We start from the raw sequence: 15717 nt of genomic DNA on the forward strand, positions 1-15717 counted from the left end.
GCGATCGACCCGCCCCATTGTGGAGCGGCCCCGCTGCCGAGGGAAGGGCTGCAGGCCGCAGCCGGTTCCGCCGCCGGTGTTAGGGTGGTCGGAAAGTCGGCTCGGAGGCTCGGAGGCACTGAACAGTCGTGCGGGCGACCAGGATTGCCGGGTCCACGGTCCGGTCCGCCATCCGCCCGGGCCTGCGCTCCACCGCCCGGTCCGCGGTGCGCCGCTCCCCCGCCGCCGCCGGCTATCTCCTCCTCTGCCTCGGCACCGGTCTGGCCGCGCTGGTCGCGCTCGGCCTGCTGCTCGCCGTCCTCGCCCTCTGCCTGGTGGGCGTGGGCCTGCTGCTCCTCCCACCAGCCCTGCAACTGCTGCGCCGCTACGCCGAGTTCCACCGGCGTCAGGTCGGCCGTCGACTGGGCGGCGACCGGCTGAGCACGCCGTACGGCGACCGGATGTCCGTGCGCGACCCGGCCGTCCGCAAGGACCTGGCGTGGCTGCTCGCCCACGGCACCGCCGGAACGGTGTTGTGCGGGACTGCCCTCACCCTGTGCAGCCACGCCGTCAACTGGCTGACCGCGCCGGTGTGGTGGCAGCTCCTGCCGGCCGAACGCGGGAAGATCATCCTGCTGACCGTCGACTCCTGGCCGATGGCCACCGCGGCAGCAGCCGACGGGATCGGCTACGCCGTGATCGCCCTGGCCGCGCTGCCGCCGATCGCCGACCTGCACGCCCGGGCCTCCCGCCGGCTGCTGGTCGCCCGGCCCGGCACATCGCTCGCCCTGCGCGTCCGGGAGCTGACCACCAGCCGGTCCGAGGCGCTGGACGCCCACGCCGCCGAACTGCGCCGGATCGAACGGGACCTGCACGACGGCGCCCAGGCCAACCTGGTCGCCGTCTCGCTCCGGCTCGGCATGATCCGCCGTGCGCTCGACCGACGCCCCGAGCAGGCAGCCGAGTTGGTGGACTCCACCCAGCTCGTCGCCGAGCAGGCCCTGGAGTCGCTGCGCGCCCTGGTGCGCGGCATCCACCCGCCGCTGCTCGCCGACCGCGGCCTCGCCGAGGCCGTACGCTCGCTCGCCGACCGCTGCGCCGTGCCCACCCGGGTCGGGCTGGACACGCCCGGCGCATCCGCCGGCCCGCCGCCGCGCGCACCGGCCGCCGCCGAGGCCGCGGCCTACTTCGTGGTCTCCGAGGCGCTCGCCAACGTCGGCCGGCACAGCGGCGCCCGCAGCGCCCTGGTCCGGCTGCGGATCACCGCCGACGCCATCGCCGTCCGGGTCGAGGACGACGGACGGGGCGGCGCCGCCGAGGGCGCCGGCAGCGGGCTGCCCGGCCTGCGCCGGAGGGTCGCCGCGTTCGACGGGACCACCCGCCTGTCCAGCCCGCCCGGGGGCCCGACCGTACTGGAGGTGGTGATCCCGTGCGGATCCTGATCGCCGAGGACAACGCCCTGCTCCGCGAGGGCCTGGTCCTGCTGCTGCACAGCGAGGGACACGAGGTGTGCGCGACCGTCGAGCACGGCGACGACCTGCTGCCCGCCCTGCTCGACCACCGCCCCGACGTCGCCGTGGTCGACGTCCGGCTGCCGCCGGGCTTCCGCGACGAGGGCCTGCGCGCCGCCGTGGAGGCCCGCCGCCGACTGCCCGCGCTGCCCGTCCTGATCCTCTCCCAGTACGTCGAACGCGCCTACGCCGCCGAACTGCTCGCCCAGAGCGCCACCGGTGTCGGCTACCTGCTCAAGGACCGGGTCGGCCACACCGAGGAGTTCCTCCAGGCGCTGCGGCGGGTCGCCGGAGGCGGCACCGCGATGGACCCGGAGGTCATCTCCCAGCTGATGGCCCGCCGCACCGGCCCCGACCCGCTGGCCGCCCTCACCCCGCGCGAGCGCGAGGTGCTCGCGCTGATGGCCGAGGGCCACAACAACCCGACCATCGCCCGACTGCTCTTCCTCGCCGAGAGTTCGGTGAACAAGCACATCGGCAGCATCTTCGGCAAGCTCGGCATGCCCACCCCCGACACCGGCCACCGCCGGGTGCGCGCCGTCCTCACCTACCTGCGCACGCTCGCCGACGAGTGACCCTCCGCCGCTCGCCCGTCCTCCGAAGACGCCAACCGCAGCTGCTCCTCCTCGACGATCAGCGCCGCCAGTGACCGCTCCGACACGTCCACCGCCTCCGGGGTCGACTCCGCCACCTCGCTGCGCCGCGCATAGTCGTCGAACAGCCGGCCCTTCGCCCGCAGCAGGTCCAGCATCCGCTGGTCGACGCTGTCCGTCGCCAGCAGCCGGTGCACCCGCACCCGGCGGACCTGCCCCATCCGGCGCGACCGCGCCACCGCCTGCTCCTCCAGGGTCGGCTTGACCTGCGGCTCGCACAGGATCACCACCGAAGCCGCCTGGATGTTCAGCCCCACGCCCCCGGCCTGGATCTGGCAGAGCAGCACCGCGTGCCCGGGCGCAGCGGCGAACCCGTCCACCACCTCCTGCCGCCGCACCGCGTCCAGTGAGCCGTCGATCGGCCCGAACACCCGCTGGTCCAGGGCCATGTGAACGGCCGCCAGGACGTCCCGGAAGAACGAGAAGACCACCACCTTCAGCCCGCTGTCCGCCGCCTTCCGGACGATCTCCAGCAGCCGCCTCAGCTTGGCCGACTCAGCCGGGTCCGCGTACCCGGCCCGGCGCATCGCCGGGAAGTTGCCCGCCGCGACGGCCGAGCGGTAGGCGGCGAGGTCGGCCGGCGAGAACTCCTCCCACTCGTCCACGTGCACCACCTCGGGCAGCTCGGTGAGCACGTCCCGCTGGTTGCGGCGCAGGTACGCCGGGGCGACCGCCTTGCGGAAGGCCACCGACCCGGCGGCCGCCGAACCCTGCTGGGCCAACGGCATCAGATCGGGCCGGAGGTACCGCACCAGGCTGCGGAACTCCTCCACCCGGTTCTCCATCGGCGTCCCGGTGAGGAACAGCACCCGCTCCACCCGCTCCGCCCAGGCGGCCACCGCCCGGGAGCGCTGCGTGGCAGGGTTCTTGACGAAGTGCGCCTCGTCCACCACGACCATCCCGACCTCGACCGCCTCCGCCGCCTCCGCGACCTCCGGACGGCGCAGCCCGTCGAAGGTCACCACCGCGACCCCGCCGTCCCGGAGCCACTCGGCGAGCGCGGCCTCCCGCTCCTGGCCGTGCACCCGGAACGCCCGCAGGGTGCTGCGCGACTCGACCTCCCGGGTCCAGTTGATCAGGACACTGGCCGGGCAGACCACCAGGAAGTGGGTGCTCCCCCGCGCCCGCAGGTGCGCCAGCACGGCGATCGCCTGCACCGTCTTGCCGAGGCCCATCTCGTCCCCGATGATCACCCGCCGCTGGGCGAGCGCGAACCGCGCCCCGAAGGCCTGGTAGCCGCGCAGCGAGACCCGGCAGTGGGCGTCGTCCAGCGGCTCGGCCCGTACCCGGTCCGACAGCTCCTCCGGCAGGAACCCCTCGGCGGCGGAGGGTTCGGCGCCGGCCTCCTCGACGATCCCGCCGAGCACGCCGTAGTAGTCGGCCGAGCGGAGCTCGAAGTCCGTCCACGCCTCGACCGGGTCGACCGGCGGGCGCAGCAGGTCGACCGAGGTCTGGGCGAGCAGCACCGGGACCTCCTGCGCCCCGAACCCGGCCAGCACCTTCTCCAGCCGCTCGACCGCCGCCTGCGCCTGCGCCCGCCGCTCCCGCCCGGCGAACAGTCCGCGCAGCACCCCCCGGGCCGGCCGCGCGGCCGCCACCAAGGGCTCGACCTCGGCCTGGACCCGCTCCGCGGTGTCCCTGGCCCGCCGCGCCTGCGGCCCGGCGGCCACCAGCCGCTGGAGCGCCACGACCAGCGCGGTGCTCATCGTGTCCTGCTGCTCGACGTCCAGCCGCACCGCCACCGTCTCCTCGACGGCCCGGGCGATCTGCCCGGCCGCGGCCAGGGCCTGCGCCGCCGTCTGCGCCCCGACCCCCGGGATCAGCCGGAGCGTGTAGCCGGAGGCCTCCGCCACCTGCCGTACCGTCCCCAGCCCGGCCGCCTCCAGCGCCCCGACCCGCAGCCGCCCCTCGGTCACGTCCCGGAGCCGAGCCACCGCGATGGCCCCCAGCTCCTCCCGCACCAGCCGGTCCCGCAACGCGACGTACGCCAGCCGCGCCTCCTCCACGGCCCCCCGGTGATCCGCCACCACCGCCGCGGCCGCCGCCCGCAACCCCTGCGCCTCGGCGAGGACCGCCCCGGGCCGCCGCCCACCCCGCCGCCTCTCCCCCACCGCCCGACCCCCGTCCCGCTCCGACACCCAGGGGCCCCATGATCCCACCCGCCGACCCGGCCCTGTCCGTACGGAACCACGGCCGTGACGCCCGGCGGTAGGCTCTCGCCAGGCAGGGAGGGGCGGACAATGGCCAAGGTCGTCTTCGTACACGGTGTCGCCAAGCAGTACCTCAGCGAGGACTCGCTGGCACGGGACGTCGTTCCCGAACTCATGGGCGGCGTACGGCTGGCGGGCGGCCCCGTCCCCGAGCCGACGGACGTGGCCGTCGCCTTCTACGGTGACCTGTTCCGCCCCCGGGGCACCCGCGCGGGGTCCGAGCCGAACTACGACGCCTCGGACGTCGAGACCGAGGAGGAGTTCCGACTCCTCATGGCCTGGTGGGCGGAGGCCGCCCGGACGGACCCCGGCGTCCCGGCCCCGGACGAGACCGGCACCCGCGGGGCGGTCGGCTGGGCCCTCTCGCAGTCGCTCAGGATCCGCAGGGTCCGCGCAGCCCTCGACGCGCTCACCGGCGCCCGGTACCTGCGCGGCGTCCTGGATGCGGCGCTGATCGGCAGTCTGAAGCAGCTGGCGCGCTACTTCGAGGACGAGCGGATCCGTGAAGCGGCGCGCGAACGGCTGGCCGCGCAGATCGGCTCGGACACCCGGGTGGTGGTGGCCCACTCGCTGGGCTCCGTCGTCGCCTACGAGACGCTGTGCCAGGAAGGCCGCCCCGACTGGGACGTCCGGATGCTCGTCACCCTGGGCTCGCCCCTCGGCATGGGCGCGCTCGTCCTCGACCGCCTCCAGCCGGAGCCCCTGGACCGCAAGGCCAGGTGGCCCAAGTCCCTCCGGGCCTGGACCAACGTCGCCGACGCGACGGACATCGTCGCCGCCGTGCGGGAACTCCGCCCCGCCTTCGGCCCCCGGGTCACCGACGTCCCGGTGCACAACGGATCCCACATGCACGACGCGACCCACTACCTCACCGCGGTGGAGACCGGCCGGGCTGTCGCCGCAGGGATGAAGTAGAAGGAGACCGGCCGGCCCCATGCACTACCTGATCGCTGCCGGTACGTCCACCTACAGTGCCGGTGAACTGCCGTACCTCGCCCACGCCCTCGACGACGTCGAGCGGGTCGCCGAGTTCCTCACCTCTCCGGAGATGGGCTACACCCGGGTGCTCGGGGAGGTCTCGCTCGACCCGGTGTCCGCGGACTTCGAGGACGCGCTCTCCGACTGGTGCACGAGTGGCGAGCTCACCGCGGACGACGTGGTGGTCGTGTACTACGCCGGCCACGGTGAGCAGCCGAACCCGGGCGCGCCGTACCGCCTCGCCTGCGCCGACAGCCGGTTCAGCCGGCCCCGCTCCTGGCTCTCGCCGCAGAACATGGCCGAGATCCTGGCGGCCTCGCCGCTGCGGAACGTCCTCTTCGTCATCGACTCCTGCCATGCCGCTCACGGCTCCACGGAGATCCAGGTCATGACGGACGGAATCGTCGCGTCGCGGCCTCGCGGCGACGACAACGGGGCCGGCACCTGGGTCCTCGCCTCCGCCCGTCACCGTGACCTCGCCGACGACGGCGCGTTCGTGTCCCGGTTCGTCGAGGTGTGCGCGGCGGGCGACGGGCCGTCCCAGCGGTACCTCTCTCCGTCTGCGGTGGCGGCCAAGGTCAACCAGGCGTTCCTGACGGCGGGGGCGCGGCAGCGGGCCGCGTGCTCCTCGAACCACCAGGGCGCACCGCCACCGTTCTTCCCCAATCCCGGCTACGACCCGAGCGCGGAGGTCGGCGATCGGGAGGTGGCAGGCGAGTCCTCGGACCTGTCCTCCCACTTCGAGCCGCGAGGGCGGGGCGTGGAGCACGTGCACGACCCGGGGTCGTACTTCACGGGCCGTCGCACGGCGCTCGACAGGTTGCGGGACGCCATGACCGGACCGGGCGGGCGAGGGGCCCTGGCGGTCACCGCCGCACCCGGCTCCGGAAATTCCGCGGTACTGGGACGGCTCGTGCTGGAGGGCCACTCCGACGTCTCCGTCAACGCGCGCAACCAGAGCCTGGAGGCACTGGTGGCCCGTCTGGCCGCAACTGCTGACCCGTGGAAAATCGACACCGAGTCGGCGGAGGCCTCCACGACCGGCTTCGCGAATACCGCCGGTGACGCCGTGCTATTCATTGCGATCACCGAAGAAGCGTCTCGGCGGGATTCTTCGGTGATCGACCGTGGCATTGCCGACGGAATGGACGATGCTGGTACCCGAACGCGCATCCATTTTTGGAACGCAACGACTCGACAACCTATCGATGATAAATCGTTCACATTGCCGACGATGCCCGCTCTGTTGGCGCCGCATCACAACGCCACCGGCACCCGCTACATCGCCATCGTCAGTGCCGACAGTGACGCAGTAGTGCTCGACCTGGAGAACAACCGGTTCCAGACCGTGTATCCGGCTCAGCCCGAGAACGGCGTTCCCGAGCTCCGGAACCTCACCACTGGATACGGCTACTACCTCCGCTGGGGCGACGCGAAGTCGGGCAGTCCGGTACTCGTCTACATGTCCGAGCGAGGCCGTGACGACACCAGCCTTTCCCCCGTCGTCGTCTGGGACTCCGCCCATCCCGAAGCCCCCGCCCGCGAGCTCCCCGTCCGCGCGCGTCGGCTCCTCTGGACGGGACTCGCCCCGAGCGGCGAGTCCCTGCTGGCCATCAGCGACGAGTTCGGGATCAAGCTGTTCTGCCTCCCCAGTCTGGAAGAGGTGTGGTCGACCCCCCTCCCCGCTCTCGTCACCTCGCTCGCGGCCCGCCCCCACAGCCCCCACCTCGACCTCGGTGTCGCCACCCAGCAGGGCGTGGTCCTGATCCGGCCCCGCCTCAGCCCGTACTGGCAGCGGCGGCTGCTGCAGAAGCGGTGAGGCGCGCTACGCCCGCATCCGGCGGAAGACGGCGCCCAGCAACAACGCGGTGAGCGCCACCAGGATGCCGGCCTCGACGAGTTGGACGGGGACGAGGTGGTCGGCCGGGTGGTAGCGGAGCCAGGACGCGGTGGCGCCGTCGCAGTCGGTGCTGAAGCTGAAGCCGCAGCTGCTGGTGCTGACGCGGGTGCCGTCGGGGAGGACGACGCCGCGGTCGAGAAGCCAGGAGTTGGTGGGCTGGGTGGTGCGCAGGGCGGCCACCCGGTCCACGGCCGGGTAGAAGGAGGGGCGCGTCCAGAGGACGAGGCCGTGGGTGGCGGCGACGAGGGCGCCGGTGAGGAACATCGCGGGCAGGGTGCGGCGGACGAGTTGCCCGACGAGGACGCCGAGGGTCAGGGCGAACAGGGACCAGGCGATCGGGGCGAGGCCGAGAGCCGGGTAGGTGAAGAACTGGAACGGCGGGTCGAAGGCGGCCGGGCCGTGCACGATGTCCGTCCACCACACCCAGGTCATCAGCACGGCGAGCACGCCACTGACGGCCAGGACGGCGAGGCCGGGGACGGCGAGGCGGACGGCCAGCCAGCGGATCGGGCTGACGGACTGTGCGCGGATCAGGCGGATGGTGCCGCGTTCGTACTCCTGGGCCAGCAGCGGGGCGCCGATGAACACGCCGATCAGCAGCGGGAGCGCGGTGACGGCGGGCTGGAGGACCTGGAGGTACCAGAAGTTCGGGCGGTCGATCGGCTGGAGGAGGTTCCAGCACTGGGGCCTGTCCCAGGTCTCGGGGTAGTAGCAGTCGGTCCGGCGCAGGTCGCTAACGATCTGGCTGCAGGCGATGTGGATCCACAGGAGGTCGGCGACCGCCAGGATCAGCAGGGTGCCCAAGGTCCAGAGGAGGAGCCGGTTCTGGCGGAGTACCAGCCAGAAGAGCCCGCGCAGGCCGGGGGCCGCGGAGACGACCGGAGCGGCGGCGCGGTCGGGCAGGACGGTCGTGCTCATGCGGCCACCTCGTTCGGGTCATTCGGGTCGTGCGGGTTGGCGGGTGCGCGGAGGTAGCCGAGCAGCAGGTCCTCCAGGCTCGGCCGCTCGCTCTCCCACGAGCCGTCCACCGGTTCGTCGGTGCGGACCAGGGCGATGGCCCGGCGGCCGCTGACGCGCTGCTCGACCACGGTCTCGGCCGGGAGCACGGAACCCTGGCTGGCCGGCCCGGTGAGCAGCCGGTGCCCGTCGAGGATCTCCTCAAGGTCGCCGGTCAGCTGGATGCGTCCGCCCTGGACGAGCAGCAGGTGGTCGATGACACCGTCCAGTTCGGGAAGGATGTGCGAGGACAGCACGATGCTGGTGCCGCGCTCGGCGGCGGTCGACATCAGGGTGCCCATCAGCTGGTGCCGGGCGAGCGGGTCGAGGTCGGCCATCGGTTCGTCGAGCAGCAACAGGTCGGGAAGCTTGCCCAGTGCGAGGGCGAGGCAGACCCGGGTGCGCTGACCGCCGGAGAGCGAACCGATCCGTGCTTTGGGGTTCAACTCGCCCTGTTCGACGATCTGTTGGGCCAACCTCTCGTCCCACACCTGGTTGAGCTCGCGGCCCATCCGCAGTGTCTCGGCGACGGTGAGGCCCGGGTACAGCGGCTTGTCCTGCGGCACGTAGGCGACCCGGGCGCGCAGCTCGGGCGTCCCGATCTCGGCGCCGAGCACCCGCAACCGACCCTCGGTGGGCTTGAGTTGGCCAGCCGCGAGTGAGAGCAGGGTGCTCTTGCCCGCGCCATTGGACCCCACCACGCCGCAGATCCGCCCGGCCGGGACGGTGACGTCGCAGCCGCGCAGGGCCCAGCCGTTCCGATACTTCCTGCCCAGGCCGGTGGCCTCCAGGGCCGTTTCCTGCATGGCCTCCCGTGTCGGCGCCGGCATCAGCACCGGCGCCGACGCGGGCGCCGTGGTCGTCGGGTCGTTCACCCGGTCCCCCCACAGTTCTCAGTTCGGTGTTGCCGGGGAGTCTCAGGCCCCGGTGTCGGAGCCCGTGGCCCCGGTGCCGGAGTCGGCGACCCCGGTGTCGAAGCGCTGCTCCAGGACGGAGGACATCAGTGCGGCGATGTCCTCGCGCTCCAGTCCGGCCGCCCGGGCCCGGTCCACCCACCCGACCAGGTCCGCGCGCAACGGCCCGTCCGCCGCCGCCTCCGGCCGGGCGAGCGAGCGCCGGACGAAGGTGCCGAGCCCCGGGCGGGGTTCGACCAGCCCCTCGCGTTCGAGTTCGCGATAGGCCTTCAGCACGGTATTGGGGTTGATCGCGGTCAGCTCGACCACCTCACGGGCGGTCGGCAGCTTGTCTCCGGGCTGGAGCAGTCCGAGCCGCAGGGCCTGCTTGGTCTGCTGCACGATCTGCTGGTAGGTGGAGACACCGCTGCGTCGCTCAATGCGGTACTCGATCACCGGCTTTTCAGCCTTTCACTAGTTCAATAGTGGAATAGTGACCCACTGCGGAGCCCGGGTCAAGCCGGAACCTAGGGGTGCGGGCCGGGACGATGTTTCAGGGACGTTGCAGCAGGAGCAGGCCGTCCTGCTCGACCAGTGGCAGGTAGCCGCGCTCCCGGTAGACGGCCAGCATCCGGGCGGTGTCGGCGGTGGCGCACGGGGACTGCACGCTCGGGTCGCGCAGGTCGACGGCCACCCACTGCGGACCGGGGCCCACCGGCGCCTGGCACACCAGGGTGACCTCCGCCCGGCCGGTGAGCTGGGCCGCCAGCCGGTTGGAGGCGGCCACGGTGGCGTCGTCGGGGATCCGGCGGAGCAGCGCCCGGGTCTCGGTGAGTCGTGGCGAGGTGCGCCAGGCTTCGGGCATCACCACCTCGTGCAGCGGGTAGAGCGGCAGCGTCACGGCGGTCACCAGGGCGCTGACGGCGAGCGCGCGCCTGGCACGACGCGCGTCAACACGGCGGAGGACGTCGACGAGGGCCGCGAGCGCGATCGGCATCAGCACCGCACTGTAGTGGTAACTGACGCCCCAGTAGTGCGAGTTGGACGACAGCAGCCGCCAGGCGAGGGTGGGCACGCAGAGCAGGAGGAGCGGCGAGCGCACGCCCGCGAAGCCGGCGGTGGCGGCGAGCAGGAACAGCAGCAGCCACTTGACCGGCGGCCATCCGAGCCGCAGCGGCAGCGCCCAGAGCGAGGGCTGCCCACCACCGTCCAGCTGCCGCCAGTAGTCGAAGCCCCCGCCCGGGTTGAACGCCGGCAGCACGACGAGCACGGTGAGCGCGGTCGCGGCGAGGCCTACGGCGGCGAGGGCGAGCCCCGGCAGCGCACTGCGGTGCCGCTCCCGGCGGGCCTGCCAGGCGATGAGGGCGCCGACGGCGGCCACCGTCAGCCCCAGGTCCTCCTTGACCAGCAGCAGCGGCAGCGACCAGAGCGCGGCGGCGAGCGGTCGGCGCCGGCCGAGTGCGGTGGCGGCGAAGGCGAGCAGCGGGACGGCGAAGGCGATCTCGTGGAAGTCGTCGGCCGCCGCCCGGACGATCCCCCAGGAGGCCCCGGTGGCGCAGCCGACGAGCAGCGCCACTCGCGGCCCGGCCACCTCGTGGGCCCAGCGGGTCAGCGGGACGACGGCCGTCGCCATCAGCAGCGCCTGGGCGATCACGAGGGTGAGCGGACTCGGGAAGGCCCGGTAGACGGGGGCGAGGACGGCGATCAGCGGGTGGAAGTGGTCCCCGAGCAAGTGGTAGCCGGGCCCCTTGAGCGGCACGATCGGCGCCTGCCCGTGGGCGTACGCCCGGACGGCCTGCTCGAAGATGCCCAGGTCGTAGGCCTTGGTGAGGCCACGCCGGTGCCGGTTGACGGCGACGCAGGCGTACAGCGCGGCGAACCCGGCCGCCAGGCCCCAGGCGAGCACGGCGGGGCGGCGGGCGAGGAGGGCCGCGAACCGGGCGGATGACGCGGTCGGGGTGGACGACGCGGACGGAAGGGCTCGGGACGGGGAGGCGGGATCGGAAGCAGGAACGGAAGCGGGCGCGGACACGGAAGCGGGCATCGGCAAAGTACCCTTTCACTATTTGATTAGTGGAAGGGTGGTGGAAGCCCGAGCGGCCGTCAAACCCGGTCGGACGACGCCGACCGGGCCTTCGGCGTGCCCTCAAGAGCCCCCGATCCGACTCACTCCGCCCAGTCGGAGCCCGCCCGCAGCGACCTGCTGCGCACGCTCACCGACGCCGTCCTCGCCGACCCGGCCGCCGACCACACCCTGCCCGCGATGGCCGCCACCGCCGCCGTCAGCCCCCGCCACCTGACCCGGCTCTTCCAGGCCGAGCTGCACACCACCCCCGCCCGCTGGGTCGAGCGCGTCCGCCTCGACCGCGCCCAACAGCTGCTCCTCGACGGCCACGGCGTCACCACCGCCGCCCGGCTCAGCGGCCTGGGCAGCGACGAGACCCTGCGCCGCGCCTTCGCCCGCCGCCTGGGCACCACGCCGACCGAGTACCGCAACCGCTTCGCCACCACCACCAGCGACCCGGGCACCTGAACACCCGACGGGCTCCCTGCGGCGGGCGCTTGACCTTGACGCCACGTCAGGGTTGGAGGCTTGCCGCATGACGAACGAGAGCACTCCCTCCACTCCGCTCCACCCCCCGGTCGGCGGGTTCCAGGAGATCGACGGCCGCCGCCTCGACGTGCACCGGCAGGACACGGGCGGGACAGCAGCCGGCCCGGGAACCAGGCGGTGATCTTCTCCCGGATCGCCGAGGCCTCGCCGACCTGGCAGCGCATCCTCGACGTGCTCGTCCACCGCGCCAAGCAACGCCGCCTCACCGAACAGTGCAGCCCCGCCGACCCAGGCCGCTCCACCGCGCCCCGCGGGACCACCGGACAGCACCGCCCGGTCGAGCAGCGCCGGACCGCCGGCCCGGCACGGAAGCGTTGACGTCTGATTCACGCCAGCCCAACCCCCGGTCGGCTTGGTGGACTTCGAGTCACACGCCCGCCACCCACCGACAGGACCTCCGGCATGCCGACCGGCACCACCCTCCACCCCGCTCCGCCCGCCCCGAAGCCCCGCCCCCGGGACGGCGGCACCCTCGCGGTCCTCGCCGTGACGACCGGCGTCTTCTCCATCGTCACCACCGAGATCCTCCCGATCGGCCTGCTGACCCCGATCGGCGCGACCTTCCGGATCTCCGCCGGCACGGCCGGGCTGATGATGACCCTGCCGGGCATCGTCGCCGCGGTGGCCGCGCCCGTGGTGACCGTCGTGACCAGGCACGCGGACCGGCGGACCATGCTCTGCGCACTGCTGCTGGTCCTCACCCTCGCGGACCTGCTCAGCGCGCTCGCCCCCGCCTACTGGGCGGTGCTGACCGCCCGGATCGCCCTCGGGCTGGTCATCGGGGCGTTCTGGTCGATCGGTTCCGGGCTCGCCCCGCGCCTCGTCCCAGAGCACCGGCAGGCCCGGGCCAACACGCTGATCTTCTCCGCCGTCCCGCTCGGCTCGGTGCTCGGCGTACCGGCAGGGGTGTTCCTCGGCTCGCTGGCCGGCTGGCGGGCCGCCTTCCTCGCGATGGCCGCGCTGACCCTGCTCGCCCTGGTCGCCCTCCTGCGGTCACTGCCGCCGCTGCCCCCGCTGACCGTCACCGGGCTGGGCGTGCTGCGCGGCCTGCTGGCCGGACGGGGCACCCGCACCGGCATCGCCGTGACCTTCCTGATCGTGCCGGCCCACTTCGGCAGCTACACCTACGTCACCCCCTTCCTCACCGACACCACCCACGCCGGCACCGGCCTGATCACCGCCCTGCTCCTCGTCTACGGCGCCGCCGGGCTGCTCGGCAACGTCCTGGCCGGCGGCCGGGCGGCCGGGGCACTGCGGCCGGTGTTCGGCGCGGCGGCCCTCCTGCTGGCCGGCGCGGCCCTGCTGCTGCCGCTGCTGGGCACCGGTGGTCCGGGCGCCGCCATCCTGCTGACGCTCTGGGGCGTGGCGTACGGCGCCGTCCCCGTCTGCTCCCTCACCTGGTTCCTCACCGCTGCCCCGCACGCCCCGGAGGGCGCCGGCGTGGTGTTCACCTCGGCGTTCCAGGCCGCCTTCTCGATCGGCGCGCTGACCGGCGGCGTGGTGGTGGACCACTCCTCCCCCGGTACCGTCATGCTGCTCGGCGGGGCGGTCGCCCTGCTCGCCGCGGCCGCCGTGTGGCGGTACGGCCACCGGGTCCGTCCCGAGCCGGCGCCGTGACACGACCCGACGCCCTGACACGACCGGCGCCGTGACACGGCCTTCGCCGTGGGCCGACCAAGGCCCTCACCCGGCCGAAACCCTGACACACCTGCGGCCGGCCCCTGGCCGTCCGCTCCGTCCGTGGTGAGAATGCCGGGGTGCCGTTGGCCCCGCCGCCCGTGCAGCGGGGGCGGGCAGGCGGCGCCACCGGCCGGGACGGTCCCGGGCGGCCGAGGGCGGAAGGACGGCAAGCGGGATGGACCAGGCGTTCCACGGGCGGTTCGGCGACTACCAGAACGAGATCTACCTGCACGGACTCGGCGGCGTGCTGCCGACGATGCCGATGACCTTCGCCGAACTGGAGGCGCGGGCGAGCACGGCGCTGGCGCCCTCGATCCTCTCCTACGTCGCGGGCGGGGCGGGCGACGAGTCCACCCAGCGGGCGAACGTCTCCGCCTTCGGGCGGTGGGGCCTGGTGCCGCGGATGATGGTCGGCGCGAGCACGCGGGACCTGTCGGTGGAGCTGTTCGGCCTGCGGCTGCCGACCCCGTTGTTCATGGCGCCGATCGGGGTGATCGGCCTGTGCGCGCAGGACGGCCACGGGGACCTGGCCAGTGCCCGCGCCGCCGCCCGGACCGGCGTGCCGATGGTCGCCTCCACCCTGACGGTCGATCCGCTGGAGCAGGTGGCCGCCGAGTTCGGCGACACCCCCGGATTCTTCCAGCTCTACACCCCCACCGACCGGGCGCTGGCCGAGAGCCTGGTGCACCGGGCGGAGGCCGCGGGCTACCGGGGCATCGTCGTCACCCTGGACACCTGGGTCACCGGCTGGCGCCCACGCGACCTGGCCACCGCCAACTTCCCGCAGCTACGCGGCCACTGCCTGGCCAACTACACCTCCGACCCGGTGTTCCGCGCCCGCCTCGCCAAGACGCCGGAGGAGGACCTTCAGGCGGCCGTCCTGGAGTGGGCAGGCGTCTTCGCCAACCCACTGACCTGGGACGACCTGCCCTGGCTGCGCTCGCTCACCGACCTGCCGATCCTCCTCAAGGGCATCTGCCATCCCGAGGACGTCCGCCGCGCCAGGGACGGCGGCGCCGACGGCATCTACTGCTCCAACCACGGCGGCCGCCAGGCCAACGGCGGCCTGGCCGCCCTCGACCTGCTCCCCGACGTGGTCGCGGCCGCCGACGGTCTGCCCGTCCTCTTCGACTCCGGCATCCGCTCGGGCGCCGACGTCGTCAAGGCACTCGCCCTCGGCGCGACCGCCGTCGGTGTGGGCCGCCCGTACGCCTACGGCCTGGCCCTGGAGGGCACCGACGGCATCGTCCACGTACTGCGCTCCCTGCTCGCCGAGGCCGATCTCCTGATGGCCGTCGACGGCTATCCGACCCTCGCCTCCCTCCGCGCGGACGGTGCCCTGCGCCGGACCTGACGCAGGACCAGTCCGCGGTGTCCACCGGCAACCGGCGGGGCTTGCCGGGACATTCGGGACGGCCCTACGCTCGAACGGCACAAATCGGGTCCGTACATTCCCGCACGCTGGGAGGTCCGCCATCATCCGCGTCCTGCTGACCGCCTTCGAACCGTTCGGCCGCGATCCCTTGAATTCGTCCCTGGAGGCGGGCCGGCTGGTCGCCGCCGGTCCGCCGGCCGGAGTGGCCCTGGAGTTCGCCGGGCTGCCCTGGGTGTTCGGCGACTCGATCACCGAACTGCGCCGGATGGTGGCCCGGTTCGAGCCGGACCTGGTCATCGCCACCGGTCAGGGCGGCAACCGCCCCGACCTCACGGTCGAGCGGGTGGCGATCAACCTCGACGACGCTGTCCGGGCCCCCGACCGGAAGGGCAACCAGCCGGTCGACCAGCCGGTCGTGCCGGACGGCCCGGCCGCGTACTTCTCCTCCCTGCCGGTGAAGGCCTGCGTGGAGGCGGTCCAGCAGGCCGGGATCCCGGCCACCGTCTCGCACACCGCCGGCACCCACCTCTGCAACCACCTCTTCTACGGGCTGGCGCACCTGATCGCCACCGAACGCCCGGAGCTGCGCGGCGGGTTCGCACGCCTGCCGTACCTGCCGAGCCAGGCGTCCGGCCGGGAGAAGAGCGCATCGATGTCGGCAGAGACGGCGGCCGAGGGCATCCGCATCCTGATCCGCAGCGCCGTGGCCGCCCTCCACTCACCACCCGTCGGCACGGCGCCCGCAGCGCGCCGACGGACCTGGCTGTCCCGCCGGAGCGTCTGACCCCGGGGGCCGTTGCGCGGAGCCCTCATGACGGCCCGTCGGTCCCCGCAAATGCGAAGAACCCCCATCCGGGACCCGGATGGGGGTTCTTCTGAAGAATTGTTCGGCGGCGTCCTACTCTCCCACAGGGTCCCCCCTGCAGTA

At 73.5% G+C, this 15717-nt stretch carries 15 protein-coding genes; 10 read left to right on the forward strand and 5 right to left on the reverse strand.

The features are described 5' to 3' along the window. The first annotated feature begins 128 nt into the window (after nt 1–128). Nucleotides 129–1421: a sensor histidine kinase gene (locus tag ACIRRH_RS16880; protein ID WP_403067388.1), complete on the forward strand. Its 1293-nt coding sequence runs from the start codon at nt 129–131 to the stop codon at nt 1419–1421. Further along, complete coding sequence (locus ACIRRH_RS16885; RefSeq protein WP_403067390.1) at nt 1409–2065, forward strand: response regulator; 657 nt, start codon at nt 1409–1411, stop codon at nt 2063–2065. The genes ACIRRH_RS16880 and ACIRRH_RS16885 overlap by 13 nt, the downstream gene beginning before the upstream one ends. Here the strand turns inward: ACIRRH_RS16885 and ACIRRH_RS16890 are convergent. Continuing rightward, entirely contained in the window at nt 2038–4254 is a 2217-nt protein-coding gene (locus ACIRRH_RS16890; RefSeq protein ID WP_403067392.1) for a DEAD/DEAH box helicase, read from the reverse strand. The two genes, ACIRRH_RS16885 and ACIRRH_RS16890, sit on opposite strands and share 28 nt — an antisense overlap. 129 nt (nt 4255–4383) lie before the next feature. Here ACIRRH_RS16890 and ACIRRH_RS16895 point away from each other — a divergent pair, with 129 nt between their 5' ends. Both ACIRRH_RS16895 and ACIRRH_RS16900 read left to right on the forward strand, forming a co-directional pair. Continuing rightward, nucleotides 4384–5268: a hypothetical protein gene (locus ACIRRH_RS16895; protein ID WP_403067394.1), complete on the forward strand. Its 885-nt coding sequence runs from the start codon at nt 4384–4386 to the stop codon at nt 5266–5268. Between the two features lie 19 nt (nt 5269–5287). Further along, nucleotides 5288–7150 (forward strand): caspase family protein, encoded by a 1863-nt coding sequence (locus ACIRRH_RS16900; RefSeq protein WP_403067396.1) that lies wholly within the window; start codon nt 5288–5290, stop codon nt 7148–7150. Nucleotides 7151–7156: 6 nt separating this feature from the next. Here ACIRRH_RS16900 and ACIRRH_RS16905 read toward each other — a convergent pair whose 3' ends face one another. From ACIRRH_RS16905 to ACIRRH_RS16920, 4 genes are all read right to left on the reverse strand, one after another. Next, nucleotides 7157–8149 (reverse strand): ABC transporter permease, encoded by a 993-nt coding sequence (locus ACIRRH_RS16905; protein ID WP_403067398.1) that lies wholly within the window; start codon nt 8147–8149, stop codon nt 7157–7159. Next, nucleotides 8146–9033: an ABC transporter ATP-binding protein gene (locus ACIRRH_RS16910; protein ID WP_403067400.1), complete on the reverse strand. Its 888-nt coding sequence runs from the start codon at nt 9031–9033 to the stop codon at nt 8146–8148. The genes ACIRRH_RS16905 and ACIRRH_RS16910 overlap by 4 nt, the downstream gene beginning before the upstream one ends. 111 nt (nt 9034–9144) lie before the next feature. Next, the gene (locus tag ACIRRH_RS16915) at nt 9145–9576 is read right to left on the reverse strand and encodes a GntR family transcriptional regulator (RefSeq protein ID WP_403067401.1); all 432 of its coding nucleotides are present in this window, start codon (nt 9574–9576) and stop codon (nt 9145–9147) included. Between the two features lie 97 nt (nt 9577–9673). After that, the gene (locus tag ACIRRH_RS16920; protein ID WP_403067403.1) at nt 9674–11164 is read right to left on the reverse strand and encodes a DUF2079 domain-containing protein; all 1491 of its coding nucleotides are present in this window, start codon (nt 11162–11164) and stop codon (nt 9674–9676) included. 96 nt (nt 11165–11260) lie between these two features. Here ACIRRH_RS16920 and ACIRRH_RS16925 point away from each other — a divergent pair, with 96 nt between their 5' ends. The 6 genes from ACIRRH_RS16925 (at nt 11261) to pcp (ending at nt 15573) form a co-directional block, all read left to right on the forward strand. Then, nucleotides 11261–11653: a helix-turn-helix domain-containing protein gene (locus ACIRRH_RS16925; protein WP_403067405.1), complete on the forward strand. Its 393-nt coding sequence runs from the start codon at nt 11261–11263 to the stop codon at nt 11651–11653. A 67-nt stretch (nt 11654–11720) separates the two neighbouring features. Continuing rightward, nucleotides 11721–11855 (forward strand): hypothetical protein, encoded by a 135-nt coding sequence (locus ACIRRH_RS16930; RefSeq protein ID WP_403067407.1) that lies wholly within the window; start codon nt 11721–11723, stop codon nt 11853–11855. Further along, on the forward strand, nt 11852–12052 hold the full coding sequence (locus ACIRRH_RS16935) for a hypothetical protein (protein WP_403067409.1): 201 nt from the start codon (nt 11852–11854) through the stop codon (nt 12050–12052). Before ACIRRH_RS16930 ends, ACIRRH_RS16935 begins: the two co-directional genes overlap by 4 nt. Before the next feature lie 84 nt (nt 12053–12136). Then, nucleotides 12137–13351 (forward strand): MFS transporter, encoded by a 1215-nt coding sequence (locus ACIRRH_RS16940; protein WP_403067411.1) that lies wholly within the window; start codon nt 12137–12139, stop codon nt 13349–13351. 238 nt (nt 13352–13589) lie between these two features. After that, nucleotides 13590–14768: a lactate 2-monooxygenase gene (locus tag ACIRRH_RS16945; RefSeq protein WP_403067413.1), complete on the forward strand. Its 1179-nt coding sequence runs from the start codon at nt 13590–13592 to the stop codon at nt 14766–14768. 121 nt (nt 14769–14889) lie between these two features. After that, nucleotides 14890–15573, forward strand: a complete 684-nt coding sequence (gene pcp, locus ACIRRH_RS16950) for a pyroglutamyl-peptidase I (protein ID WP_403067438.1) — start codon at nt 14890–14892, stop codon at nt 15571–15573. Nucleotides 15574–15717 lie beyond the last annotated feature (144 nt).

The organism is Kitasatospora sp. NPDC101235 (assembly GCF_044767505.1).
In the GTDB taxonomy this organism is placed as follows: Bacteria; Actinomycetota; Actinomycetes; order Streptomycetales; family Streptomycetaceae; genus Kitasatospora.